The organism is Streptomyces sp. NPDC012474, from assembly GCF_042955185.1.
In the GTDB taxonomy this organism is placed as follows: Bacteria; Actinomycetota; Actinomycetes; order Streptomycetales; family Streptomycetaceae; genus Streptomyces; species Streptomyces cahuitamycinicus.
Genome location: NZ_JBIBEP010000027.1, coordinates 1 through 25,178, shown reverse-complemented (window position 1 = coordinate 25,178; position 25,178 = coordinate 1). Strand labels below are relative to the sequence as shown.

Annotated in this window: 22 protein-coding genes and 1 pseudogene; 13 read left to right on the top strand and 10 right to left on the bottom strand. The window is 71.9% G+C overall.

Annotated elements, in window-relative coordinates:
* Nucleotides 1–48 precede the first annotated feature (48 nt).
* The 3 genes from ACFY9S_RS37405 to ACFY9S_RS37395 all read right to left on the bottom strand — a co-directional run bounded on the left by ACFY9S_RS37405 (nucleotide 49) and on the right by ACFY9S_RS37395 (nucleotide 4,024).
* Nucleotides 49–1,239, bottom strand: coding sequence for a CoA transferase (locus ACFY9S_RS37405; RefSeq protein ID WP_391138010.1), 1,191 nt, complete (start codon nucleotides 1,237–1,239; stop codon nucleotides 49–51).
* 109 nt (nucleotides 1,240–1,348) lie between these two features.
* Nucleotides 1,349–2,767, bottom strand: coding sequence for a helix-turn-helix domain-containing protein (locus ACFY9S_RS37400; RefSeq protein WP_391138007.1), 1,419 nt, complete (start codon nucleotides 2,765–2,767; stop codon nucleotides 1,349–1,351).
* Between the two features lie 282 nt (nucleotides 2,768–3,049).
* Entirely contained in the window at nucleotides 3,050–4,024 is a 975-nt protein-coding gene (locus ACFY9S_RS37395) for an alpha/beta hydrolase fold domain-containing protein (protein ID WP_391138004.1), read from the bottom strand.
* Between the two features lie 411 nt (nucleotides 4,025–4,435).
* On the opposite strand from ACFY9S_RS37395, the gene ACFY9S_RS37390 reads away from it, so the two are divergent.
* Together ACFY9S_RS37390 and ACFY9S_RS37385 are read left to right on the top strand one after the other, a co-directional pair.
* Complete coding sequence (locus tag ACFY9S_RS37390; protein WP_391138001.1) at nucleotides 4,436–6,088, top strand: protein kinase; 1,653 nt, start codon at nucleotides 4,436–4,438, stop codon at nucleotides 6,086–6,088.
* Nucleotides 6,085–6,957 (top strand): hypothetical protein, encoded by an 873-nt coding sequence (locus ACFY9S_RS37385; RefSeq protein ID WP_391137998.1) that lies wholly within the window; start codon nucleotides 6,085–6,087, stop codon nucleotides 6,955–6,957. The genes ACFY9S_RS37390 and ACFY9S_RS37385 overlap by 4 nt, the downstream gene beginning before the upstream one ends.
* A gap of 165 nt (nucleotides 6,958–7,122) precedes the next feature.
* Here the strand turns inward: ACFY9S_RS37385 and ACFY9S_RS37380 are convergent, their stop codons facing one another.
* Complete coding sequence (locus ACFY9S_RS37380) at nucleotides 7,123–7,377, bottom strand: hypothetical protein (protein ID WP_391137995.1); 255 nt, start codon at nucleotides 7,375–7,377, stop codon at nucleotides 7,123–7,125.
* Nucleotides 7,378–7,493: 116 nt separating this feature from the next.
* Between ACFY9S_RS37380 and ACFY9S_RS37375 the strand changes: the two genes are divergently transcribed.
* Nucleotides 7,494–8,399, top strand: a complete 906-nt coding sequence (locus ACFY9S_RS37375) for a LysR substrate-binding domain-containing protein (RefSeq protein ID WP_391137993.1) — start codon at nucleotides 7,494–7,496, stop codon at nucleotides 8,397–8,399.
* Between the two features lie 98 nt (nucleotides 8,400–8,497).
* Here the strand turns inward: ACFY9S_RS37375 and ACFY9S_RS37370 are convergent, their stop codons facing one another.
* Complete coding sequence (locus ACFY9S_RS37370; RefSeq protein ID WP_391137990.1) at nucleotides 8,498–9,061, bottom strand: NAD(P)H-dependent oxidoreductase; 564 nt, start codon at nucleotides 9,059–9,061, stop codon at nucleotides 8,498–8,500.
* A gap of 126 nt (nucleotides 9,062–9,187) precedes the next feature.
* Here ACFY9S_RS37370 and ACFY9S_RS37365 point away from each other — a divergent pair, with 126 nt between their 5' ends.
* The 3 genes from ACFY9S_RS37365 to ACFY9S_RS37355 all read left to right on the top strand — a co-directional run bounded on the left by ACFY9S_RS37365 (nucleotide 9,188) and on the right by ACFY9S_RS37355 (nucleotide 12,651).
* Complete coding sequence (locus ACFY9S_RS37365) at nucleotides 9,188–9,856, top strand: TetR family transcriptional regulator (RefSeq protein WP_391137987.1); 669 nt, start codon at nucleotides 9,188–9,190, stop codon at nucleotides 9,854–9,856.
* An 82-nt stretch (nucleotides 9,857–9,938) separates the two neighbouring features.
* Nucleotides 9,939–10,988: a substrate-binding domain-containing protein gene (locus ACFY9S_RS37360; RefSeq protein ID WP_391137984.1), complete on the top strand. Its 1,050-nt coding sequence runs from the start codon at nucleotides 9,939–9,941 to the stop codon at nucleotides 10,986–10,988.
* A 226-nt stretch (nucleotides 10,989–11,214) separates the two neighbouring features.
* A complete protein-coding gene (locus ACFY9S_RS37355; RefSeq protein ID WP_391137981.1) occupies nucleotides 11,215–12,651 on the top strand; it encodes an aldehyde dehydrogenase family protein in 1,437 nt (478 codons plus the stop codon).
* Nucleotides 12,652–12,709: 58 nt separating this feature from the next.
* Here ACFY9S_RS37355 and trxA read toward each other — a convergent pair whose 3' ends face one another.
* Nucleotides 12,710–13,096 (bottom strand): thioredoxin, encoded by a 387-nt coding sequence (gene trxA / locus ACFY9S_RS37350; RefSeq protein ID WP_062930599.1) that lies wholly within the window; start codon nucleotides 13,094–13,096, stop codon nucleotides 12,710–12,712.
* A gap of 119 nt (nucleotides 13,097–13,215) precedes the next feature.
* Here trxA and ACFY9S_RS37345 point away from each other — a divergent pair, with 119 nt between their 5' ends.
* Nucleotides 13,216–14,646 carry an FAD-dependent oxidoreductase gene (locus ACFY9S_RS37345; RefSeq protein WP_391137978.1) on the top strand — a complete coding sequence of 477 codons (1,431 nt, stop codon included), beginning with the start codon at nucleotides 13,216–13,218 and terminating at the stop codon, nucleotides 14,644–14,646.
* Between the two features lie 59 nt (nucleotides 14,647–14,705).
* Here ACFY9S_RS37345 and ACFY9S_RS37340 read toward each other — a convergent pair.
* A pseudogene (locus ACFY9S_RS37340) lies at nucleotides 14,706–14,892 on the bottom strand (ABC transporter ATP-binding protein); the annotation flags it as partial.
* A gap of 77 nt (nucleotides 14,893–14,969) precedes the next feature.
* Entirely contained in the window at nucleotides 14,970–15,614 is a 645-nt protein-coding gene (locus tag ACFY9S_RS37335) for a peptide deformylase (RefSeq protein WP_391137975.1), read from the bottom strand.
* A 154-nt stretch (nucleotides 15,615–15,768) separates the two neighbouring features.
* On the opposite strand from ACFY9S_RS37335, the gene ACFY9S_RS37330 reads away from it, so the two are divergent.
* Complete coding sequence (locus tag ACFY9S_RS37330) at nucleotides 15,769–17,172, top strand: PepSY domain-containing protein (protein ID WP_391137972.1); 1,404 nt, start codon at nucleotides 15,769–15,771, stop codon at nucleotides 17,170–17,172.
* Nucleotides 17,173–17,236: 64 nt separating this feature from the next.
* On the opposite strand, the gene ACFY9S_RS37325 is transcribed toward ACFY9S_RS37330, so the two are convergent.
* Nucleotides 17,237–17,596 carry a tetratricopeptide repeat protein gene (locus tag ACFY9S_RS37325; RefSeq protein ID WP_391137969.1) on the bottom strand — a complete coding sequence of 120 codons (360 nt, stop codon included), beginning with the start codon at nucleotides 17,594–17,596 and terminating at the stop codon, nucleotides 17,237–17,239.
* A 366-nt stretch (nucleotides 17,597–17,962) separates the two neighbouring features.
* Between ACFY9S_RS37325 and ACFY9S_RS37320 the strand changes: the two genes are divergently transcribed.
* The 5 genes from ACFY9S_RS37320 to ACFY9S_RS37300 all read left to right on the top strand — a co-directional run bounded on the left by ACFY9S_RS37320 (nucleotide 17,963) and on the right by ACFY9S_RS37300 (nucleotide 24,241).
* Entirely contained in the window at nucleotides 17,963–18,928 is a 966-nt protein-coding gene (locus ACFY9S_RS37320) for a pirin family protein (RefSeq protein ID WP_391137966.1), read from the top strand.
* A 649-nt stretch (nucleotides 18,929–19,577) separates the two neighbouring features.
* Entirely contained in the window at nucleotides 19,578–21,383 is a 1,806-nt protein-coding gene (locus ACFY9S_RS37315; protein WP_391137963.1) for a P-loop NTPase fold protein, read from the top strand.
* Nucleotides 21,383–22,225, top strand: a complete 843-nt coding sequence (locus ACFY9S_RS37310; protein ID WP_362238435.1) for a hypothetical protein — start codon at nucleotides 21,383–21,385, stop codon at nucleotides 22,223–22,225. Before ACFY9S_RS37315 ends, ACFY9S_RS37310 begins: the two co-directional genes overlap by 1 nt.
* The gene (locus ACFY9S_RS37305; protein WP_391137960.1) at nucleotides 22,222–23,493 is read left to right on the top strand and encodes a hypothetical protein; all 1,272 of its coding nucleotides are present in this window, start codon (nucleotides 22,222–22,224) and stop codon (nucleotides 23,491–23,493) included. Before ACFY9S_RS37310 ends, ACFY9S_RS37305 begins: the two co-directional genes overlap by 4 nt.
* Nucleotides 23,477–24,241, top strand: coding sequence for a TatD family hydrolase (locus ACFY9S_RS37300; protein WP_391137957.1), 765 nt, complete (start codon nucleotides 23,477–23,479; stop codon nucleotides 24,239–24,241). The genes ACFY9S_RS37305 and ACFY9S_RS37300 overlap by 17 nt, the downstream gene beginning before the upstream one ends.
* Nucleotides 24,242–24,302: 61 nt before the next feature.
* Here the strand turns inward: ACFY9S_RS37300 and ACFY9S_RS37295 are convergent, their stop codons facing one another.
* Nucleotides 24,303–25,016, bottom strand: a complete 714-nt coding sequence (locus ACFY9S_RS37295) for a pentapeptide repeat-containing protein (RefSeq protein ID WP_391137954.1) — start codon at nucleotides 25,014–25,016, stop codon at nucleotides 24,303–24,305.
* Nucleotides 25,017–25,178 lie beyond the last annotated feature (162 nt).

Below are 25,178 nucleotides of genomic sequence, written 5' to 3'. Positions count from 1 at the left end.
CTGGGCGGCCGGTGAGTCACGCCATGCGGGCCGGGGAGGGCCCTGCCGTCAGACGACGCCGTCCGCACGGAGGGCCGCCACCTCATCGGCGGTGCGGCCCAGCTCGGTGAGGATCGCATTGGTGTGCTCACCCACGGCCGGCACGGGGTCCATGCGGGCGGGCAGGCCCGCGAGGTCGGCGGGCGGGAGCAGTGCCTCCACGGTGGCGCCCGGCACCTCGACCTCGCTCCAGCGGCCACGGGCGGCCAGCACGGGGTGGTCCAGGAAGGCGGCGACGTCGTTGACCCCGGCGCAGGCGATGCCGATGCGCTCCAGGTCCTTGAGGATCTCGTCCGAGCCGGAGCGGGCGAACCGCCCGGCGACGACGGCGTTCAGCTCCTCGCGGTGGGCGACACGGTCGGAGCCGGTGGCGAACCGGGGATCGTCCACCAGCTCCGGGCGGCCGAGGAACTCGGCGCACAGGGCCGCCCATTCCCGCTCGTTCTGGATGGAGAACAGCACCTCCTGGCCGTCGGCGGCGGTGTACGTCCCGTACGGCGCGATGGTGGCGTGCTGCGTGCCGAGCCGCGGGGGCTGCGTACCGCCGTGCCGGGTGTAGTACGCGGGCTGCCCCATCCACTCCGCGAGCGCCTCGAACAGGGACACCTCCACCGGGTGCGCCTCGCCGGTGGTGGCGCGGGTGTACAGGGCGGTGAGGACGCCGCTGTAGGCGTACATGCCGGCGGCGATGTCGGCGACGGAGATCCCGGTCCGGGCGGTCCCCTCGGGGGTGCCGGTCAGCGAGACCAGCCCGGTCTGGCACTGCACGAGCAGGTCGTAGGCCTTGCGGTCGGACCAGGGGCCGGTCGTGCCGTAGCCGGAGATCGTGCACGGGATCAGGCCCGGTCGGCGGCCGGTGACGGTGGCGGCGTCCAGCCCGAGGCGGGCGGCGGCGCCCGGGGCGAGGTTCTGCACGAAGACGTCGGCGCCGTCGAGGAGGTCGTGCAGGATCTCGTGCCCTCGGGGGTCCTTGAGGTCGAGGGTGAGGGACTCCTTGGAGCGGTTGAGCCAGACGAAGTAGCTGGAGTGGCCGTGCACGGTCGTGTCGTACCGGCGGGCGAAGTCGCCGCCGCCCGGCCGCTCCACCTTGATCACCCGGGCGCCGAGGTCGGCGAGCTGCCGGGTGGCGTAGGGCGCCGCCACGGCCTGCTCCAGACTGACCACCGTGACCCCGGCCAGGGGATACCGCTGCACGCTCATGCCTCAAGCTCCTGGATCGTGTACGGAGGGCGCTCGGACAGTCTGCCGCAGGGAACGGGCGGCCGGGCGGGCCACCGGCGCGATCCGGATCACGTCGGGTGTGCGGCGTTCACGGCCGGGTCAGCCGGCGCATCGTCAGGGCCAGGTGCAGCCGGAGCCGGCCCTGCGGGGTGCGCAGCGGCCAGCCGAGAAGGTGCTCGGCGTGGGTCAGGCGGTCCTGGAGTGTGGAGTGGTGGACGTTGATCCCCGCGGCGGCCGCCCGCAGGCTCCCCGTGGACGCGACCGCGTGCAGGGTGGCCGGCAGCCAGGAGGCGTTCGCCGCGGCGGCCTCCAGGGCACGGACGTCGGGTGGCGGCTCGGAGCCCGGCGCGACGAGACCGGCGAGGAGGGCGATCCCGCCCAGCTCGTCGGCGTGCACGACCTGGGGCCCGGGGTCCTGCGGCGTGCCCTCGGCGGTGAACCGCAGCGCGGTCCGGGCCTCGGCCCAGGACCGGGGCAACTCGAGCACGGGGACGGCGGGTCCGACACCGAGACGCCCGGCGGGGAGACGGGGGCCCGGGGGAGCGGCCCGGGGACCGGCGACGGCGGAGGCGGGCTCGGCCGTCGGCCCGGTCCGGGGACGTCGAGCGGCCTGCTCGGCTGAGGGGCCGGCTTCGGCTGTGGGTGTCCCCGAGCCGGTGCGCAGTCCCGGCGCCGACCGGGGGGCCGGGCGGGTGGGCTCACCGGACCGTGAGGGTTCGCCGGTCCGTGAGGGCGTCGCGGCCCCCGCGCGCTCCCGCCCGGGCCGGGCGGCGGTGGCGTCGGTGCTCGCCGTGCCGCGCACGGTGGCGGGGAGTGGAGCGGCTGCCGGGCTCGTCGGGCCGGTCCACGGCCGGGCGCCGGCTTCCGCGGCCGTTCGGCCCGCGAGCGGGGCGGTCTCCGCGGCGGCGGGTATCACCCGTGGCCGGCCGTTCAGCGGGGCGAGGGCCCGGGCCGGGGCAGCGGGGTCCAGTCCGAGGCGGCGGGCGGCGTGCAGGCGGGCCTGCTCGGGGGCCGTGGCGTCGAGGAGGGTTTCGACCAGTGCCGGGTCGTCTGCGGGGGCCCGCCCACGGGTGCGGTCGAGAACCAGCCGGAGGACACCGGCGGCCCGTTCGAGGATCACGGCGTCGACGACGCTGGGGGCGACGGGCGCGGGCGCGCCGTAGCGAGGGTCCCGCCCCGTCGGCGCGGGACCCCCGGACTCGGCTCCGTCACGTCCCCGCTCCAGCCACAGCACCCCCGCGCCGCCCGGGCTCAATTCCGCCGAGGGCCAGGCCGGGTCGGGCGGGGTTCCGGTGTCATGCCGCGTGCCGTCGGCCTCCACCCGGACGTGTACGCGCCGCTCGGGGTCCACCAGCCGGGCCGGGCAGCCGGCCAGGACCGCGGCACCGCGTACGAGTGCCTCCACCCCGGCCCTGGACTCGGCCAGGCGGTCGAAGTAGGCGATGACCCGGACCGCCGCACCGGCATCCGGATCGAGGGCGGTCAGCCGCCCGGCCAGCTCTTTCATAGGCCCATAGTGCGGTATGAGGCCGCTCTTGCGGCCGCGGGCGTTCGACGGCCGCACCGGAGCCCGAGGCGTTGGGCCCTCGGGTCCCGAGCGGCGTGCCGGGCCGTATGTGCCGCCCATGGTGCGGTGTGCGGCCGTGGGTGTTGGGCTGCCGCACCGGGGTTCTCCGCGTTGGGCCCTCGGGTCCCGAGCGGCGTGCCGGGCCGTATGTGCCGCCCATGGTGCGGTGTAGGGCGGCCGTGGGTGTTGGACTGCCGCACCGGGGCCCGCCGCCCCCGGCCCTCACATCCCGAGCAGCCTCCGCAGCCAGGCCACGTGCGCCCCGCGGGCCGCCTGCGACACCGCGGCCTGAGGCGCGAACCCGTCGAAACCGTGGAAGCCGCCCGGCCACACATGCAGTTCGGCCACCCCGCCGGCCTGCCAGATCCGCGACGCGTAGGCGACGACCTCGTCCCGGAAGGTCTCCGCCGAGCCGACGTCGAGGAAGGCCGGAGGCAGCCCCGTCAGGTCCTCGGCGCGGGCCGGAGCCGCGTACGCCGGTACGTCGGGGCCGCCGCGGCGCGAGCCCAGCAGCGCGGTCCAGCCGGTCTCGTTGGCGGTGCGGTCCCACACTCCGAGGCCCGCCATCTGGTGGGTGGAGGGCGTGTCGTTGCGGTCGTCGAGCATCGGGCACATCAGCACCTGCCCGATCGGCCGCGGCCCCTTGCGGTCCCGGGTGAGCAGGGCCAGGGCCGCGCACAGCCCGCCGCCCGCGCTCGCACCCGCGATGACGATCCGCTCGGGGTCGGCGCCGATCTCGGCCGCGTGATCCGCCGTCCACAGCAGCCCGGCGTACACGTCCTCGACCGGCGCGGGATGCGGGTGCTCCGGCGCCAGCCGGTACTCCACGGACACCACGACCGCGTCCAGCGCCTGTGCCCACGCCAGCGGGACGTCCACCCCGACCCGGTTGTTCCCGATGACCATGCCGCCGCCGTGCACGTGGTAGATGACGGGGCGCGGCCCGGCGGACCCCGCCGAGGCCGGGCGGCAGATCAGCAGCGAGATGTCCGGCTCGCCCTCCGGCCCCGGCACCTGCCGGTCCTCCACCTCGAACGCCCCGCCCATGGTCAGATCCAGATCGGCCAGCATCCGGATGCCCGGGCCCTGGCGCACCTCGGCGATCTCGTCGAGGGTCAGCCCCGGGCTGATCATGTCCTTGATCAGCTCCAGGGCGGCGGCGAGTTCGGGGTCGAACGGGGGAGGTACGTGCGTCATGGCGTCTCCTCACGCGAGGTCGCGGCGGCTCGGACGGCCATGGTCGGCCCGGTGGCCCCGGCCGCGGGTGCCGCCGGACGGCGGAACCTGCCCGCCGTCCGGCGGGTGGTGCCTCGGGGCCGGGCGGGGTGCGCCGCGGTGAGCAGGGAGCCGGAGAGCGCACGCCCGCCGCCGGCTCGGCGGTCAGCGTAGCGGCCGGCAGGACGCGCACGGCAGGAGAGGCCGGCTCCTGCCCGCTCCGTGGGGGCGTCGTCGGACCGCCGGGCCCGCCGTCCGTCACAGCCGTACCGGCCTCTGTCACGGTCCGGGTACGCCTGGCGCGTACTTCTGGCCATGCGACCGCAGTGGCCGAATCATGGGTGTCCGAGCGTGACCGGCCGCTGGGGAGCGGCCGCTTTGGGGGGACGGGACATGAACGCATGGGCGGTGCCCGGGTACACCGAGTCGCTTGAGCTCGGGTCGGGGGCGAGCGGGCGGGTGGTCCTCGCCGTGCACGAGGAGACCGGCGTGCCGGTGGCCGTGAAGTACCTCAGCGAGTCGCTGCGCACCCGGCCGGGCTTCGTGTACGACTTCCGGGCGGAGGCGCGGCTGCTCGGCGGGCTGGGGAGCCCTCATGTCGCCGGGCTGTACGAGTACGTCGAAAGCCCGGACGGCGCCGCCATCGTGATGGAGCTGGTCGACGGCGTCCCGCTGCGCACGCTGCTCAGGCGGGAAGGCCCGCTCGCTCCCGAGGCCGCGCTCGTCGTCCTCAAGGGATCGCTGCTCGGTCTGGCCGACGCACACCGCGTCGGGGTCGTCCACCGCGACTACAAGCCGGAGAACGTCCTGGTCGCGCCGGACGGATCCTCCAAGCTGGTCGACTTCGGCATCGCGGTGGACGCGGGCACCAGCGCGGGCGTGGCGGGCACCCCGTCCTACATGGCACCCGAGCAGTGGACCGGCGCACCCGCCTCCCCGGCCGCCGACGTGTACGCGGCCACGGCCACCTTCTTCGAGTGCCTGACGGGCCACAAGCCGTTCGCGGGCGACAACGTCGCGGAACTCGCGCTGCGGCACCTCGACGCGCCCGTCCCCGCCGAGGAGGCCCCGGAGGCGGTGCGGGAACTGGTGCGGCGCGGTCTGGCCAAGGACCCGGCGGAACGGCCCGTGCAGGCCGAGGCGTTCGTCGCCGAACTGGAAGCGGTCGCCGGCACCGCCTACGGCCCCGACTGGGAGGAACGCGGCCGGGGAAGGCTCGCCGCGCTGGTGGCCCTGCTCCCGCTGCTCCTGCCCTCGGCCCGCAACGCTCCCCGGAGCACCACGGACACCGCCCGGACGGTACTGAGCCGGACGCCCGACCCCGGCCGGGCGCACCCGTGGCTGCCCGGCCGCCCCGGACTGCTCGTGTCCGCCGCCGCCGTGGTCCTCGGAGCCCTCCTCACGTACGGACTGCCGTACGACCCGGGCACCGCGGCGCAACGGGCGGCGCAGGCCCTGGCCACCACCGGCACCGGGTCCGCCGCGGGGCCGGCGGCCTCCGCCTCCCCGGCCACGTCCTCCCCGTCCCCGTCCGCCACCCCCAGCACGTCGGACGGCCCATCGCCGTCCCCCGCCCTGTCGGCCTCGGCCCCCTCGGCCACCGGTACCGCTGCGCCCCCGGTCTCCGCCACCCCGCCCGGCGGCGAGGAGACGGCCGCGCCCGGTGCGACGACCACCGCGGCGACGCCGACGCCCACCACCGCGGCCCCGCCCGCCGGTCCCGCCGTCAAGGACGTCGCCGTGTCTGCCTTCCGGCAGACGGGCCCCACGACCGCCACGGCGACCCTCGGCGTCACCACGGACGGCACCGGCCCGGTCTCCATCACCGTCTCCTGGTTCACGGGAAACACGGCGGGGCAGCCGGGCGCCCCGGACGGCGCGTCCCAGACCTTCGAGCGCAGCGGCGCCACCCAGTACACCCTCACCGTCGACCACACCTTCCAGACCCTCGGCTGCTACTGGACGGTGCAGGCCACCACGACCCCCGCCGCCGCCGACGGCGGCGCCTCGCAGGAACTCCTGACCAGGCGGTGCGACCTCAGATGACCGCACACGACGACGACCGCACGCCCGAGCCGGCCGACGAGCGGACAGAAGTGCTGGACGCCGCCGGTGAGCGCACCCGGGTACTCGGCCTCACCGATGGTCCCTTCGATGGCCCCTTCCATGGCCCCATCGAGAGCCCCACGGGCGGCCCCACGGAAGGCCTCACAGCAGTCCCCACCGAAGGTCCCACGGAAGGCCTCATCGAAAGGCCGGCCGACGGCTCCGCCCCGAGTGCCCGGCCCGGCCCGGACGACGCGGAATACAGCGCCACCGTGCTCGCCAGCCACTGGATCCAGCGACCCGGGCCTGATGAGACCCGCGTCGAGCGGCCGGCCGCGGACAAGGGACCGGCGTGGCCGGCGCCCCCCGACCGGGTCGAAGGAAGCGTGCTGCGCTTCGGCCCGGGGGTGACCGCCGCCGCCCGGCAGCGCACCCACCCGCCGCTCCCCGCCGTACCGCCGCCTCCCGCGCCCCGGCACCGGCGGTTGCGCAGGCACGCCCTGCCCGCGCTGGTCGTGGTCTGCGTCCTCGCGTTCCTCGCCTGGCAGCGCCTCGGCCCGCCCTTGAGGGTGACCACGGTGACGGTCACGGCCCGGCCGACGGCCCTGGGATGTGACGGCACCGCGGACCTTGTCGGCCTCGTCACCACGAACGGCCGCCCGGGCACGCTGTCCTACCGCTGGATCCGGAGCGACGGCACCGCCTCGGGCGTGCTGAAGGAAGTGCTGGTCCGGGGTCAGCGGCAGGCTCGCCTCCACCTGCGCTGGACCTTCCAGGGGCCGGGGAACCACACGGCAGAGGCCGAGCTGCGCATCCTCTCCGGGACCGCGCGCACGGCCACCACCGGCTTCGCGTACGACTGCCCCTGACCGGTCGTGTCCGGTAGTGACCCGGCAGGGCGCGGCATGACCCGTCGTGACCCGGCATAGCCCCTCGTGACGCGTCGCGACTTCTCGAGACGAGACGCGCCCCTCGTGACGCGTCGCGACCCCGCCCGACCCGACGTGACCCGTCCCGACCCGTCATGACCGGTGTCACGGTGCCAGGTGGCTTCGGGAAGCCCCGGTGCCGCGCTCAGCGGCTCGCGCCACCCGTCCGTCCGCCGGTCCGCTCCGCGAGACGACGCGTGTGCCGCGGCCGTCGGCGACCCGGACCTGCAGCGAGCCGCATCCGCAGCGCGTCCACTCCGTGTGGCCCGTCGCGGTGGCGTGCCGGGACAGCACCCGGAACGGCTCGCCCCGGTCCGGCCAGCCGCAGTGCGGGCAGGCGGTGGCGTCGGTGCTGGGCATGGCTGACTCCTCGTACGTCGTGGCTGGTTTGACCGTCGCGACACAGCCAGGGTGCGTCCGGCAGTCCGTACACGTCCAGGTTGACTTTCCGGATGTCACTGTGAAGGCTGGCCTTCATGATTGACCTGCGCCGACTGCACGTCCTGAGGGCGGTCGCCCACTACGGCACGGTCACCGCGGCCGCGAAAGCCCTGCACTTCACCCCGTCCGCCGCCTCCCAGCAGGTCCGGCAGCTCGCCCGGGACCTGGGCGTCGACCTGCTGGAGCCGCAGGGGCGCGGGGTGCGGCTCACCCCGGCCGCCGAGAGTCTGATCGCGCACGCCGACGCCATCCAGGCCCGCTGGGACCAGGCGGAACTGGATCTGCGGGTCGACTGCGGGGCGCCCTCCGGGGTGCTGCGCGTGACCGGCTTCCCGGTGGCCGTCTCGGTGCTGCTGGCGCCGATGGCGGCCCGGCTGGGGGAGCGGCATCCGCGGCTGTCCGTCCGGATCACCGAGGCGGGCGTTCCGGAGAGTTTCGATCTGCTCTTCGAGGGCGGCACCGACCTGGCCGTCGTCGAGGCGACTCCGCACAACCCGCCGCTGAGCGACCCGCGGTTCGACCAGCAGCCGCTGCTCGACGACCCGTTCGACCTCGTCGTACCCGAAGGACACCGGCTGGCGGGGCGGGCCCGGGTCGATCTCGCCGAGGCGGCGCGGGAGGCGTGGATCGCGCCCGTCGAGGACAGTCCCTGCCGTCCGCACGTCCTCTCCGCCTGTGGCGCGGCCGGGTTCACCCCCGAGGTCGTCCACCACGCCCTCGACTGGAACGTCAGCGCCCACCTCGTGGCCCACCGGCTCGGCGTCGCCCTCATCCCGCGCCTGGCCCATCTGACCCCGCACCTGCCGATCGCCCGGGTGCGCTGCACCGGCAACCCCCACCGCAAGCTCCTGACCTGCACCCGGGGCGGCGGGCACGCCCGGCCGGCGGTGGCGGCGGCCCTGGAGGAACTGCGGGTCCTGGCACCTACGGCGGTCGCTTGAACGGCCCGGGCGGCCGTCGGCGACCCGGCTCGGGCATGCCGGAGGGGCCGCGGCCGTTGCCGGCCGCGGCCCCTTTCGTGGATGCGGGGTGAGGACGGTCAGGCCGCGGTGGGCTCCGAGACGTCAGCGTGCAGCCGGGCGATGACCTCGGTCAGCTGCTGGGCGACCTCGGCGTCGTCGGCCGGGTGGGTCTCGGCGAAGCGGGTCACCGAGCCGGGGATGGACAGCTTGACGTCCTCCAGGACCTTGCCGCCGGCCACGCCCACGGACTTGCGGGTCTCGTCGTGCGCCCAGACACCGCCGTACTGGCCGAACGCGGTGCCGACCACGGCGACCGGCTTGCCGCTGAGGGCACCGGCGCCGTACGGGCGGGACAGCCAGTCGATGACGTTCTTCAGGACGGCCGGGATGGTGCCGTTGTACTCGGGGGTGAAGAGGATCAGGCCGTCCGCCGCGTTCGCCGCCTCGCGCAGCCGCGCGGCTGCGGCCGGGACGCTGCCCTCCACGTCGATGTCCTCGTTGTAGAAGGGGATCTCGGCGAGACCCTCGTACAGGTCCACCTCGGCACCTTCGGGGGCGAGCTTGACGGCCGCCTCGGCAAGCTGGCGGTTGTGTGAACCGGCGCGGAGGCTGCCGACGAGGGCGAGGATACGAACGGACATGCTGACTCCCACATCTGAGGCACTGATTCGAAGGCTGCTGAAGATCCGGACCGGGGTCCGCTTAAACTTTGTAGCATCAAACCGGACCGTGGTCCAGTTTTGTTCCCGATGCTTTACGCTGGCTTCATGTCCGCCGTCCCGCCCCCCGTTCCGACGCCCCAGGAGTCCGTCGGCCACCCTGAGCTGGTGCAGCTGAGGACCGCCCTGGAGGGCGACGAGCCGTGCCTGCGGGCCGACGCCGCGCGCAACCGCGCCCGGCTGCTGGAGGCCGCCGCGCGGCTGGTGGCGGAGCGCGGCGCGGAAGCCGTCACGATGGAGGCGGTGGCCACCGAGGCCCGCGTCGGCAAGGGCACGGTCTTCCGCAGGTTCGGTGACCGTACCGGCCTCCTGACGGCGCTGCTCGACCACTCGGAGAAGAAGTTCCAGGCCTCGTTCCTCACCGGTCCGCCGCCGCTCGGGCCGGGAGCGCAGCCCGTGGAGCGGCTGCGGGCGTTCGGCTGCGCGATGCTGCGCCGGTCGGCCGAGGATCTGGAGCTCCAGCTGGCCGCCGAGCCGTGCGCGCCCCGCCGCTTCACCAACCCCGCCCGCAGCGTGCTGCGCCACCACGTCGCCATGCTGCTGCGGCAGGCGGCCCCGGACGCCGACTGCGAGTTGCTCTCCCACGCGCTGATGGGCCAGCTCGACCCGGCCCTGATCCACCACCTGACGAAGCAGTGCGGTCTGCCCATGGCCCGCCTGGAGGGCGCGTGGACCGACCTGGTCGACCGGGTGACGGGTACGGCCCCGACCCGCTGAGGTCCGCTCGCTGATCGCCGTGACCGCTCACCGCTTCCTCACAACTCCCCCGCCGAAGGCGCGCATTGGGGCTTCTGCCAAGATGCCGTACGTCATGGTGCAGATACCGAAAACGCCCGCGCCCCCGTCCCCCGCACCGTCGCGCTCCGTGCCCACGAGCGCCGATGTGGCCCGCCTGGCCGGCGTCTCGCGCGCGACCGTCTCCTACGTCCTCAACAACACCAGCGCCGTACGGATCAGCGAACCCACCCGCCGCCGTGTGCACGAGGCGGCGAAGGAGCTCGGCTACGTACCGCACGCGGCGGCCCGCAGCCTGCGCGCCGGGCACAGCCGCATGGTCCTGATCCCGGCGCCGACCTTCCCCGTCGGCCCGCTCTACAGCCGGTTCCTCACCGACCTCCAGAACTCGCTCGCCGCCCTCGACTACACGGTCGTGCAGCACGGCACCGGCGACCCGCACGGCGACGAAGCCGCCCGCGCCTGGGCCGAGTTGCGGCCCGTGGCCGTGCTCGTGCCCGGCTCCGGACTCGGCCCGTGCGGGGTGGCGGTGCTCAAGCGCTCGGGGGCGCGGGCCGTGGTCACCCTCGGTCCCGAGACCATCGAGGGCGCGCACGCCCTGCTCATGGACCACGACGTCGTCGGCCACAGCGCGGGCGCCCACCTCTACGACCGCGGTCGGCGGCGGATCGGCGTCGTCGTCCCGCAGGAGCCCGGCCTGGAGACGTTCTCCGCGCCCCGCCTCGACGGCGTGCGCCAGTCCGTGCGCGGCACGGACGCCACGGTGACCGAACTGCCCCTCGCCTACGACGAACAGGCCGCGGCGCGCCTCGCCGCCCGCTGGCGGACCCTGGGCCTGGACGCCGTGTTCACCTACAACGACGAGTACGCGATGCTGCTCATGCGGGCCCTGCTGGACGAGGGCGTCCGGATCCCCGAGGAGACGGCCGTGGTCGGCGCCGACGACCTGGTGCTCGGGCGGCTGCTGCGGCCCCGGCTGAGCACGGTCCGTCTGGAGCTGCCCTGCGGCCGTGAACTCGCCGAACTGGTCGACCGCGCGGTACGCAAGCCCGCCACCGAACCCGAGACGCACAAGGTGCTGGGGGCGACGGTGCTGCACCGCGAATCGAGCTGACGCCTCGGCACTCACCCGGCCGACAGGCGGCGGGGGACCAGGTTTTCGTGTCGCGGCACGGCTAGGATGTTGCATGCTCAACAAAACGGGGGCGCATTCCTGTGCGGGCCGCGGCACACCGCCGCGCCCGCCCGGCGCGTCCCGCCATGTGACCGCCGAACCGGCCGCGCACATACGGGAGTTCCATCAACCCCGTGAGCCGGTGACGATCGATCGGAGAGCCGTCATGCCGTTGCTCGACACCAGGACCTGGCAGCCCCGCCGCCTCGCGGGGCCCGGGTACACCGTGACCGAGCCCGCCACCGGCCAGGCCCTCGGCACCCTCGCCCTGGCCGGCCCGGAGGACGTCGGGGCCGCCGCCGGGCGGGCCGCCACCGCGCAGCGGGAGTGGGCACGCACCCCGCACTTCGCCCGTGCCGCCGTGCTCCGCAAGGCGGGCGACCTGTTCACCGCACACGCCGACGAACTGCGTGAATGGCTCGTCCGCGAATCGGGTTCGGTCCCCGGCAAGGCCGACTTCGAACTGCACGTGGCCGCCCAGGAGTGCTACGAGGCCGCCGCGCTCGCCTCCCGCCCGGCCGGCCAGGTCCTGCCCAGCGAGGCGCCGCGCCTGTCGTACACGCGCCGCGTCCCGGCCGGTGTGGTGGGCGTGATCTCGCCGTTCAACGCCCCCCTGATCCTGTCCATCCGCTCCGTCGCACCGGCCCTGGCACTGGGCAACGCGGTCCTGCTGAAGCCGGACCCGCGCACGGCCGTCTGCGGAGGGCTGTCCCTCGCCGCGGTCTTCGCCGCCGCGGGCCTGCCGGAGGAACTGCTGCACGTGCTCCCCGGCGGCCCGGACGCCGGACAGGCCCTGGTAGCCGACCCGCGCGTGCCGGTCATCTCCTTCACCGGCTCCACCGCCGCCGGACGGGCCGTGGGCGAGGCCGCCGGGCGCCACCTCAAGCGGGCCCACCTGGAACTGGGCGGCAACTCGGCCATGATCGTGCTGGAGGACGCCGACCTCGACGCGGTGATCTCCACGGCCGCCTGGGGCTCGTTCTTCCACCAGGGCCAGATCTGCATGACCACCGGACGCCACCTGGTGCACGCGTCCCTCTACGACGAGTACGTCGAGCGGCTGGCCGCCAAGGCCGACTCTCTCGCCGTCGGCGATCCGTACCGGGACCAGGTCCACCTGGGCCCCATCATCGACTCGGGCCAGCTCGACAAGATCAGCGGCCTGGTCGAGGCCAGCACGGGCGCGGGCGCAAAGCTCGCCGCCGGCGGCACCCACGACAGGCTCTTCTACCGGCCGACGGTCCTCGCCCACGTCGACGACCGCACCCCGGCGTACACGGAGGAGGTCTTCGGACCCGTCGCGCCGGTCCGCTCCTTCACCACCACGGACGAGGCGGCGTCCCTGGCCGCGCAGAGCCCTTACGGCCTCTCCCTGGGCATCGTCACCAGGGACCCGGCCCGCGGCCTGGACCTCGCCGAGCGCATCCCGACCGGAATCGTCCACATCAACGACCAGACCGTGAACGACGAGGCCGTGGCACCCTTCGGCGGAGTCGGCGCCTCCGGCACCGGCGCCCGCTTCGGCGGTGAGGCCAACCTGGAGGCCTTCACCGACCTGCGCTGGACGACGGTACGCGGAGACGTGGCCCCGTACCCCTTCTAGGGAGGGGGTGGCCGCTCCTGGGGGCGGCCCCGCTCCAGGTGGCCGCCCCGGGGGTCCGCTAGCCCGCCTGCTGGCCCTCCTGGGCCTGCTGCTCGGCGATCGACTTGCGCACCTCGTCCATGTCGAGGTTGCGGGCCTGCCCGATGACGTCCGTCAGGGCGGCCTCGGGCAGGGCCCCCGGCTGGGCGAACACGGCGACCTGGTCACGGACGATCATCAGCGTGGGGATGGACTGGATACCGAAGGCCGCGGCCAGCTCGGGCTGCGCCTCGGTGTCCACCTTGCCGAACACCAGGTCAGGGTTCTCACCCGCCGCCTTCTCGTACACCGGGGCGAACTGCTTGCACGGCCCGCACCAGTCGGCCCAGAAGTCGATCAGGACGAACTCGTTGTCCGTGACCGTCTGGTCGAAGTTCTCCTTGGTGAGCTCCACGGTGCTGCTCATGGCGTACATCCCTCTTCCTGCAGTGGGGTCAAGCCGTCGGCACAACACGGCCGACCGGACACGTATTCCGCGCCCCTACCCATGTGGCCAGGGCGCACACCACCCACCAGACTGACCCCATGACGGAAACGGAAACCAACGTGTACGACGTCGTGGTGCTCGGTGCCGGGCCCGTGGGGGAGAACGTCGCAGACCGCACCCGCGCCGCCGGACTGACCACCGCGGTCGTGGAGAGCGAACTGGTCGGCGGCGAGTGCTCCTACTGGGCGTGCATGCCCAGCAAGGCCCTGCTGCGGCCGGTCATCGCCCGCGCGGACGCCCGCCGCGTGCCGGGCCTGCGCCAGTCGGTGCAGGGCCCCCTCGACGCGTCCGCGGTCCTCACCCACCGGGACTACTACACCTCCGACTGGAAGGACGACGGCCAGGTCGGCTGGCTCGACTCCATCGGCGCCGACCTCCACCGCGGGCACGGCCGACTCAGCGGCCCGCGCACGGTGACCGTCACCGGCCCCGACGGCGGCGAGCGCGTCCTGACCGCCCGGCACGCCGTCGCCGTCTGCACCGGCAGCCGCGCCGCCCTGCCCGGCCTCCCCGGGCTCGACGCCGTCAAGCCGTGGACGAGCCGGGAGGCCACCAGCTCCAAGGCCATCCCCGGTCGGCTGATCGTGATCGGCGGCGGCGTGGTCGCCACCGAGATGGCCACGGTCTGGCAGGCCCTCGGCTCGCAGGTCACGCTGCTGGTCCGTGGCAAGGGCCTGCTCCCCAAAATGGAGCCCTTCGCCGGGGAGCTGATCGCCGAGGCGCTCAGCGAGGCCGGAGCGGACGTCCGCACGGGCACCTCGGTGGAGTCGGTGACCCGGGAGAACGGGACGGTCGTGGCCGTCACCGAGACCGGCGACCGCATCGAAGCCGACGAGATCCTCTTCGCCACCGGCCGCGCCCCGCGCACCGACGACATCGGCCTGGAGTCGATCGGCCTCGCCCCCGGATCCTGGCTGTCCGTCGACGACAGCCTCCGCGTGACCGGCCACGACTGGCTGTACGCGGTCGGCGACGTGAACCATCGCGCCCTCCTCACCCACCAGGGCAAGTACCAGGCACGCATCGCGGGCGCCGCCATCGCCGCGCGGGCCACTGGGGAGGCCCTCCTCGCGGAGCCCTGGGGCGCCCACGCCGCGACCGCCGACCACACGGCCGTCCCCCAGGTCGTCTTCACCGACCCGGAGGCGGCGGCCGTGGGCCTGTCCCTGGCCGAGGCGGAAGAGGCGGGCCACCGGGTGAGGGCTGTCGACGTGGACCTGTCCACCGTCGCCGGAGCCGGCCTGTACGCCGACGGCTACCAGGGCCGCGCCCGCATGGTCGTCGACATCGAGGACGAGATCCTGCGGGGCGTCACCTTCGTCGGCCCCGGCGTCGGCGAACTCATCCACTCCGCGACCATCGCGGTCGCCGGCCGGGTCCCGGTCGGCCGCCTGTGGCACGCCGTCCCGTCGTACCCGACGATCAGCGAGGTGTGGCTGCGGCTGCTGGAGGCCTACCGGGACGCGTGACCTGCCGATCGGTCGGCGCCCCGGTCGGCGCAGCCTGGAATCACGCGTCGGCGGGGCACCACCAGCCCACGGTGTTCGCCGTCCCACAGGTCCTCCTTCGCCAGGTCCTCCTCCGCCTCCGGCAGGAGCGGCACGCGGTCCGGCCGCGGCGCGTCGACGGCGCCCTCGTCGTGCGTGACCATGACGACCGCGCCCGGGTACGTGCCCACCGCGGCCAGGACCTCCGCCCGGGGAGGCCGGGTCCAGTGGGCGTAGACATGCGGTCATGGCAGCGGAGGCGCCCCGACGGACGCCTCCGCATTCCGGCCGGACGGAACTGCCCGCTACGGCAGCTCGAAGCCCAGCTCCCGCGCCGCTTCCTCCGGTGCCGGCTGCGCCCAGCGCTCCGCCATCGCCTGACTGGAGGACAGTGAACGCGACTCGGCGCGGTCCAGGTACAGGACGCCGTCGAGGTGGTCCGTCTCGTGCTGCACGATCCGGGCCGGCCAGCCCGAGAACACCTCGTCCAGGGCTCGCCCGTACTCGTCCTGCCCGGTCAGCCGCACCTCGGCGTGCCGCGCCACCACCGCCTGCCAGCCCGGCACGCTCAGGCAGCCCTCGAAGAACGCCGCCCGCACGTCACCGACGGGCTCGTAGGAGGGATTGACCAGGACGCGGAACGGCTGCGGCACCCGGCCGCGGACGAGGCGCACCTCCTCCGGTACCGGCGCCGGATCCTCGATCACGGCGATCCGGAGCGGCACGCCGACCTGCGGCGCCGCCAGACCGACCCCGGGCGCCGCGCGCATGGTGATCCGCAGGGCCTCGACGAAGCGGGCCAGCAGGGCGGGCTCCAGCTGACCGTCGAACGGCTCGGTGCCGCGCCTCAGCACCGGGTCACCGGCCGCGACGATGGCCAACGGCAGACCCCGCTCCAGGAGTTGCCCGACCCGCTCGGCCAGGGGTGCGCGATCGTCCGGAGTTCCCATCGCGTCAGCATGGCACGGCACCCACCGCTCCCACGTGATGCACGTCACATGGGTTCTCCGGGAACTCAACGCCCCGCTGCCCCGACTACTGCACCGCAACGGCCACCGCCGAGACCGCAACGGCCCAGAAGACATCACCCGGAGAAGCCCGCCGATGACCACCGCTCCCCCGACCACCACGGACGAGGCCCCCCAACCAGCCGCCCCGGCACCGTCGAAGAGCGCCTGGGCACCCCTGCGCCCGCTGATCCTCCGCCTGCACTTCTACGCCGGGGTGCTGGTGGCGCCCTTCCTCCTCGTCGCCGCCGTCACCGGCCTGCTATACGCCGGTTCCTTCCAGGCCGAGAAGCTCGTGTACGACCACGAGATGACCGTCCCCGTGGGCGGGGACAAGCTGCCGATCAGCGAGCAGGTGGCCGCCGCCCGCAAGGCCCACCCCGAGGGCACGATCTCGGCCGTACGCCCCTCACCGGAGGCCGACGCGACGACCAGGGTGATGCTGTCCGGCGTCCCGGGCGTCGGCGAGGGCCACACGCTCGCCGTGTTCGTCGACCCGTACACCGCGAAGGTGCGCGGCTCCCTCGAACAGTACGGCTCGACCGGCGCGCTGCCCCTGCGCACCTGGATCGACGAGTTCCACCGGGATCTGCACCTGGGGGAGACGGGGCGGCTGTACAGCGAGCTGGCGGCCAGCTGGCTGGGGGTCATCTCGGCGGGCGGACTGGTGCTGTGGTTCTCCCGCCGCCGTGCCCTGCGCAAGGTACGGGGGACGAAGGGGCGGCGCCGCACCCTCGGGCTGCACGGCAGTGTCGGCGTGTGGGCGGCGGCCGGGTTCTTCTTCCTCTCGGCGACCGGTCTGACCTGGTCGGCCCACGCCGGTGCCCACATCGACGAGTTGCGGACCACGCTGGGCCAGGCCACGCCGTCGGTCTCGGCGTCCGCCGGCGGTGAGCACCACGGCCACGACTCCGCCGCCGGGCAGGCGGGCGACGCCAAGCACGGCGTGGGCCTGGACAAGGTTTTGGCGGAGGCGCGAGCCCAAGGGCTGGGTGACCCGGTGGAGATCGTCCCGCCCGCCGACGCGAACTCGGCGTACGTCGTCAGGCAGGTGCAGCGCAGCTGGCCGTCGAAGCAGGACGCCGTCGCCGTCGACCCGGCCGGCGGGCAGGTCGTCGACGTGCTGCGCTTCGCGGACCACCCCGTGCTCGCGAAGCTCACCCGCTGGGGCATCGACCTGCACACCGGCATCCTCTTCGGCCTGGCCAACCAGATCGCCCTGATGCTGCTCGCGCTGTCCCTGATCCTGCTGATCGTCTGGGGCTACCGCATGTGGTGGCAGCGCGGCCGCGGCAGCGCCTTCGGCCGCCCGGTCCCGCGCGGCGCCTGGCAGCAGGTCCCGCCGCAGATCCTGGTACCGCTGCTCGCGGGCATCGCCGTACTCGGGTACTTCCTGCCCCTGTTCGGCATTCCGCTGGCGGCGTTCCTCGCCGTCGACATCCTGCTGGGGGAGATCGCCCACCGGCGGGGGCGGCGGTCGTACGGGACGCCGGCCGGGTAGCGGAACCCCGGCGCACGGATGCCCGGCTCCTTTCGGAGCCGGGCATCCTCGGTCACGGCCCGGGTCAGCGCTCCTCGAAGTCACCCGCGAGCGCCGAGGCGATCCGCAGGTGCGACTCCGCCTCCTCGTGCCGGTTCTGCCGCTGGAGGGTGCGGCCGAGCATCAGCCGGGCATAGTGCTCCACGGGGTCCCGCTCGACGATCGTCCGCAACTCGCCCTCGGCGCGGCGCAGTTGGGCGGAGTGGTAGTAGGAGCGCGCCAGGAGCAGCCGGGGCCCGGTCTGCTCGGGCACCTCCTCGACCAGCCCCGCCAGGACGCGCGCGGCGGCGGCGTAGTCCTTGGCGTCGAAGAACAGCTGCGCGCGCTCCCAGCGCTCGGCCGGGGTGCCGTGGGCGTAGTACGTCGTGTCCTGCGTGGTGTTCACTCGGGGCCTCCTTCGAGGCCGACAACCGAATCCGCCCGTCCGGTATTCCGCCGGCAGGTGTCGGGGGGAGTCAGGGGGAGGGCCTGGCGGGCCGGGGCGATGACACGGGGATCGACGAGGGGTGTGGTGGTGGCCGAGGTCATGACTGCTGCGCCTCGTTCTCGCTGAAGGGTTCAAGAGGTGCGTCGAGCAGGGCCGTCAGTTCGCGCGTGAGTTCCCGCGTGCGCTGGCCGTCGAGGCCGCCGAGGGGACGGAGGATCTGCTGGAGGAGTCCGTGGACGACCTGGCTACTGTTTTCAGGGTGCCCGCGGCGCGGCCCGAACGTGACGCTGACGCAGGCCCTCGTGCCGGACTAGGTTGTGCGCCATGAGCAATCTTGAGCGCGAGGCGGCCCCCTCCCTGTGCGGTGGCCGTGGCTTCGTGGTGGCGGAGCCGGTGCGTGAACTCCTCAGCCCCCGCCGGGTGAAGCTGGGCGAGTCAAGCGAGGTCCGCCGACTGCTGCCCAACCTCGGCCGCCGGATGATCGGCGCCTGGTGCTTCGTCGACCACTACGGTCCCGACGACATCGCCGACGAGCCCGGTATGCAGGTGCCGCCGCACCCTCACATGGGTCTGCAGACCGTGAGCTGGCTGCACGAAGGAGAGGTACTGCACCGCGACTCCACGGGCAGCCTCCAGACGATCCGCCCGCGCGAACTCGGCCTGATGACCTCCGGCCGGGCCATCAGTCACTCGGAGGAGAGCCCGCGAGACCACGCCCGTTTCCTGCACGGCGCACAGCTCTGGGTCGCACTCCCCGACGCTCACCGCCACACCGAGCCGCGCTTCGAGCACCACGCCGATCTGCCGGTCGTCACCGCACCCGGCCTCACGGCCACGCTGATCCTCGGCGACCTCGACGGCGCGACCTCACCGGGCACGGCCTACACCCCGATCGTCGGCGCCGACCTGGCCCTGGCCCGGGGCGCGGACGTACGCCTCCCCCTGGAGCGGGACTTCGAGTACGCCGTGCTGTCGATGTCCGGCGAGGCCCGTGTCGACGGCGTCCCCGTCCTCCCCGGCTCCATGCTCTACCTCGGCTGCGGCCGCAGCGAACTGCCCCTGCGTGCGGAGTCGGACGCGAACCTGATGCTCCTGGGCGGCGAGCCGTTCGAGGAGGAACTGATCATGTTCTGGAACTGGATCGGACGGTCGCAGGAGGAGATCGTACAGGCCCGCCGGGACTGGATGGAAGGGACACGGTTCGGCGAGGTGAAGGGGTACGACGGGGGCCCGTTGCCGGCTCCAGACCTGCCGGTGACGCGTCTGAAGCCGCGGGGAAGGGTGCGCTGACCTGCGGAAACGGCTGATTGGTCGGTGACGGGTGATGACTCGCCGCCGTGCGTTGTCTTCCGCAGTTCCGTCGTGTGCGGGAGGGCGGCTGGGCGCGTTGCACGCCCGATGTGCGGTGCTGCGCCATTCCACGGTGTCTCCGTCTGTGGGTGGCTGTGGCAGGACTCTTGCTAACCCTTTGCTAACTCTACTGACGCGTCATCAGATGTCAGGCAGGGTTAGTGTTCTGCCTTTGTGGCGGTAGGGCGGTCGTTGCAGGCTGGGTGGCCACCGGACGGATTTCGACTTGGCGAGTGACCGAGTCACACGCCGGTACGGGGACTTGATGCTCGGCCTGTCGTCTTGTGGAAGTTCCACAAGGTGTGGGTGGCCGTAGCGGGAGCGCCTTGGTGCTGCTCCCTGGAGGGGATGCTGGGTCCGCCGGGTTGGTGACCCGCCTGTGATTGTTCGTAACACGTGAGAACCTCCGTCGGCTTGCTCCGGCGGGGGTCCTGGGTAGACGGGGACCTGATACGACGACGTGCCGGGCGGCGTGTCGCGTCCTCGGGCCACATCAGCGCTGTGATAAGCATGGTCCTGATGAAGATGATGTGCAGTGAGGCTGACATCAGAGTCTTCTGCATGCGTTCGAACACCTAGGCCCGCTGCCGTGGCGGCGCTGCTCTACCTGCCGTTCGGCTCGTTGAGATCTGCCCGGCTGACGAGGCGAGACGGGGAGCGCGAGGATCGGCCTGCCGGGGGGCGCCTGATGAGCGAACTGCAATTGTGGGACGACAACCCCACCACGGATGACCTCCTGGGGTTCACCTCAATCGTCGAGACTGTCGTTGCTGCCCTGCAGTCGGCGTCTCTGGACCCCGTGACCATTGGGATTAACGCTCCATGGGGCGGAGGGAAATCCACCGTCCTGGGCCTCCTGAAGAGTGCGTTGGAAGGGGAGGACGGTTATCGCGTCATCCGCCTCGATCCGTGGGAGTTCGACGACCAGTTCGACGTACGCGGCGCCGTCGTCGGTGAAGTATTGCAGGACCTGCTAACCGCCTACCCGGAAGAGCAGGAGAAGCTTGAGGGTCCGGTTAAAGGGCTTCTGGAGCGCATCAGTTGGGCACGTGTCGCGGCCAGCATGGCCCGCGGCCAACTGGTGGCTCAGACCGCAGAGCTCGTCAAAGCGTTCACTCCGCAGCCGAGGGAGGACGCGAAGAACCTGGCGGGATTCCGCAGTGAGTTCGCCAAGCTGCTGCAGGGCCTGGGGTCTCTAAAGCGTCTGGTCGTCCTCGTGGACGACCTCGACCGATGCCTGCCAGATGCAGTGATGGCCACCCTGGAAGCCATCAAGTTGTTCTTGTCGGTCAAGAAGGTGGCCTTCGTCCTGGCGGCCGATCAGGAGATGGTGCGGGAGTCCATTGCTGTCAGCCTTGACGCCACAGGGCGGGGTGACCAGTTCGCGCTCCGCTATCTGGAGAAGATTGTCCAACTGCCGCTGTCGCTGCCGCGCATCAGCACGGACGAAGCAGGTGCCTTCATCGCTCTTCTTCTTTCTCAACGCCGCTGCGAACAGGAAGACCACTACAGGCAGTTGGTCACTCACGCGCAGCAACGTCGCGCTCTAGGACGCTCACCCGTCCTGGCCGACATGCAGGAGTTGCCGTGGGTGCCCGACGCCGTCACCCTGGGGCTGGCCAGCCGCTTCGCGGCAGGTCTGGCCGCACACCGCTCGGGGAGCCCTCGCAGCATCAAGAGATTCCTCAACGCGTTCGCGCTCCGCACTCGGATTGCCGAACGGCACGGCATCAACATCGACCCCTCGGTGATCGCCAAGCTCATGTTGCTGGAAGACAGCCACGCCAAGGACTTCGAGACCCTCGTCCGACTTCAGGAGGCTCAGCGTGTCGAGCTGCTGGAACGCTGGCAGGCCTGGGGGCGGGACGAACAGAAGGACAAGCCTGCCGAGGTCACTGAGGACAGCAAGGAATGGGCCGCATCCGACCCTGACCTGACCACAGCTCCGATCGGTCCCTATCTGAGTCTGGCCGCATCCCTCGTCAGCCTCACCGCCGCAGCCTCTTTGACTCAGCAACAGCTCACCTGGGTGGGCGACTTGGCCAGTGCCTCCGAACCTCACCGACGTGATGCCCAGGTCGAGATCGTGGCCGCGCTGATCGCCGACCAACAGGCCGTCGTCGATGCGCTGGTTCAGCGGGCGCGCCGCGAGAGTGAAACCGACCCGCTGGCCGAATCACTTGCGCACATCGCGATCCACACCCCCCAGCTGCGTCCAGCTGTCGCACAGGGACTGTGGGAGATCCGCAAATACCTCGGTCCTGGCGCCATCGTCGACATGGACAACAGCGGCGTCGAGGAACTGCAGGCGCTGATTCCCCGGCTGGCCAAGGCCACCGATATCGAGCCGGCGACGCAGGAAATCGCGCAGGTCACGGTGGAGCGGAAAAGCTGATGGGTACTTCCGGTTCCTACGGAGGCAGCGGCAGCGCGGACTGGAAGCAAGCCCATGACGCCTTCGACGCTCTGCCCAGCTCCTCGCCCTCCGGCACCGGCCTCCAAAACCCGCCCGACACCACGGATGGTCAGCAGCAGCTCCTCGACAACCTCCTTAGCGCGCTGTCTACGGCACTGCACAAAGATGATGCGGACCACGGAAGTCCACCCGCCAGCGGATACCCGCTCTCCGCCCTGCTGACCTCCCCCAGGGGCGGCCGCGGCGGGGGAGGAGGGGCCGGAGGGACACGCATACCCACCGGAAGAGCCGGCGCAGGATCACGACGCCAAGTCATCAAAGGCTCTGCCCGCGGCGCTGCTGCCCTGGCCGGCGCCTACGCGCTACGTAACGGTGACGCAGCCAGCCTGCAAGAACTCGGCCTGGATCTCACCGAACTGCGCAGCCTGCGCCCGCTCGCGCAGGTCTCCCGCATCCTGCAGGCAGTCCTCGGCGACGCAGGCCACCCCGACGAGGCTGCTCTACGAAAGGCTGCCACAAGATATGTCAAGGCCGTCCTCGTCGATCCTGAACCACTCGTACAGCAGGACGCCTTGCGGGGACTCGTCACTGAATGGATCTACGAGCTGTCCCTGGTCGAGCTCGGATCGCAAAAGGCTGAAGGCAACCTGACCGCGCAGGAAGCGATCGGAAAACAACGACTGGTCCGCTCCTGGCTGGAGCGTCGCCTGAAACAGATCAACGTGCCCGACACGCGACGCATGACCGTGCGGGAGTTCACCGCAACAGCAGCCGAGGTGACCGGGGAGGCACTGCGCATGCTCCGCGCGCGACGCTCATGACAACCGCTATCGAAGTACTGCCGCACGACGCTCAGCAGCATGAACGCTCCGCCACGCACCTGCACTGGGCTCGCACCTCCGCCAACAGCCCCACCCCGGAGGTGGCTGGCACTCTTGGATGGGACCTCGACCTGATCGGCCCTGTCCCTGTGGCAGCCGCCGACCTCGTGCGCGTCGCCGTCTCGGCGTATCTCGCCGACCGCAGAACTCCCCGTCCCACCACCTTCGTCAGAACGATCGAGCTCACTGCCCACACGGTCAATCCCGAACCCTGGAACAGCGCACCCGGCGAGCTCACCGAAGAGCTCCTGCACTGGCTCACCGGTGATGTCTGGCATCTGCACGCCGTGCCCGCCACCCCCACCGACCGGACCCTCACGCCCGCCCCACCAGCCGACGACGTGATGCTTCTCAGCGGCGGTCTCGACTCGCTGTGCGGCGCCGTCGACCACCTTCCGGACGGAAGGGCACGGATCCACCTCAGCCACCACGACGGCAGCACCGCGGTACGCCGCGCGCAGACCACTGCCGGATCCTGGCTGCGAAGTCACGCCTCTTATCGCCTGCGGCACCACAGCATCAAGATCCGCCAGAACGGCACCCCTGGTGAACCCACCTCGCGGAGCCGGAGCCTGCTGTTCGCCGCGCTCGCAGCCGCGACCGCGGCCACCGTCTCAAGCCCACAGGTCACGGTGCCGGAGAACGGTTTCACGAGCATCAATCCGCCGCTAACCACCGCCCGCGGGGGCACCCTGACCACTCGGTCCACCCACCCCGGAACCTTCAGCCGTCTCAATGCGCTCCTGACCGCCGTGGACATCCCCGTCACGGTCGGCAATCCCTATCTCCACTGCACCAAGGGAGAATTGCTGGAACGGGCTCACGACCGAGTCGGCGACGCGCTCCTCGCCGTGGCCGCCGCGACAGTGTCGTGCGGCAAACTCGACGGAGCCCGCTACCTGGGTGGCAACGCCAACTTCAACTGCGGGCTGTGCGTGGCCTGTCTGGTCCGCCGGGGTTCGTTCACCGTCGGCCCTCGCCAGGACCGCACCATCTACCTCGTCGAGCATCTTGCAGGTTCTGCGCGGGAGTCGCTGCTCAGGCGCCGCCGCAGAGACGTCTTGGATGTCCAACAGGCCGTCCTCCGTGGCATCGACGAGATAGATATCCTCGCCCTGGGTGATCTGCCTTCCGAGACCGACTTCGACGCCGTCGCGGACCTGTGTCAGCGCGGCCTTCAGGAACTGAGCCGTGTCCCTCTTCCCTAACGAACTGCCTGCGTTGGACTGCCACGCTCATATTGCGCCTGACGTGACTGCCCCTCAGGTCGAGGCACTGAACGGCGCCGTTGTATTCGCGATGTCCCGTACACCGGCCGAGACGAGCCATGCCATCCGACGCCGGGATACCACCCTGGTCTGGGGCACCGGTGTACATCCAGCGGTGCCTACCGCCCTTAAGGCTTTCAACACACAGCAGTTCCGGACCACCTTGCAGCAGACCTGTCTCATCGGAGAGGTCGGGCTCGACCGACGTGGCAACTTCGAAACGCAGCGTTCCGTCCTCGCCCAGATCCTCGCCGCTGCGCGCGACGAACCAGTCATTCTCTCTGTGCACAGCAGCGGGCGCACCGGCCCACTCATGGACCTGCTCACCAGTCACCCGCATCCAGGGATCATCCTGCACTGGTTCCTCGGAAGCCCCGCAGAGCAGAAGCAGGCCATCGACCTAGGTGCCTATTTCTCGGTGAACGCCGCCATGCCAGACGATGTCCTGGCCGCATTTCCCCTGCAGCGACTGCTGCCCGAAACCGACTTTCCCGCCAGCAGGCGGGCCACCGGTGCGACCCGTCCAGGAGTGGTCACCCGGCTCGAACAGCGCCTGGCCGAGCTGCACGCCACGACACCACAGATGATCCGACGCCGCTTTTGGCAGAATCTGCGCGAATTGACCACTCGCACGGAGGTCCTGGATCGCCTGCCGGAGCCCATCGCGGACTGGGCGCTGGAAGCCTGATTTCCGGTGCCTCCGGCCCACAGCCGGCCGAGGCGGAATGAAGGCTTGAGGCGGGTGCCGTTCACTCACTCGTGGTAAGCCGTGCGGCAACTGAGCTGTCTGCCGCTAGGGCATTCGGCAGCTGGCACCCGAGCAAACTCTTGACCTGAAGGACCTGGGTGACAGTCAGACCCAATGCCGTGGACAGGTCAGCGCCGGTCAGATCGGTGCCCTTGAGACCAGCGCCTGTAAGATCCGCCCCTTTAAGATCGGCGCCCTTGAGATCGGCGCCCTTCAGTCGCGCGCCGCGCAGGTTCGCTTCACTGAGAGTAGTGCCCTCCAGGAGAGCACCGTTCAGATAGGCGTCCGCTAGTTGTGCCTTTCTCAGATGGAGACCAGCCAAATCCACGGGCGCCCGCCTGCCACCGCGCCGCGAGCGTGCCACCGTAAGCGCGCGCAGAGCCTCCTGCACCTGTTCATCTGGCTTCCTCACCAACTGCGTCGCCGCAACTGGCGTCGTCGCGGCGGCCGGTGCCTGTTCTCGCACGAACGCGTTGAGGACCCGTGCCGCATGATCGCCCTGATCCGGCGCATCCTGAACGATCTGCTCCATCGCCAGGACTCCCCCGAGACGCACATACGGTTCGCTTGAACTCAGCCGCTCCAGTGCCTTTGTGAAGCGGTCCGTGACCTGGCCGCGTCGAGTGAGCCGGAACGTACGGGCGGTATAGGTCAGGGCGATACCGGCCCCCACAGCGGCGAAAACCTGAACGACAGCCAGACGGAACTGGCCCACGGCGGCTGCCCTAGCAGCATCGTCTAGGGCAGACCAGTCATCGCTCGTCACCCAACGCGCCAGACGCCTAGTAGGACTCCGTTACGTCTGTCTCGCGGTCCTGTTCGGGGGCATGTTGGGTGTGTGGATGCACATGAAGTGAACCGTGCTCGGGCGAAGTTG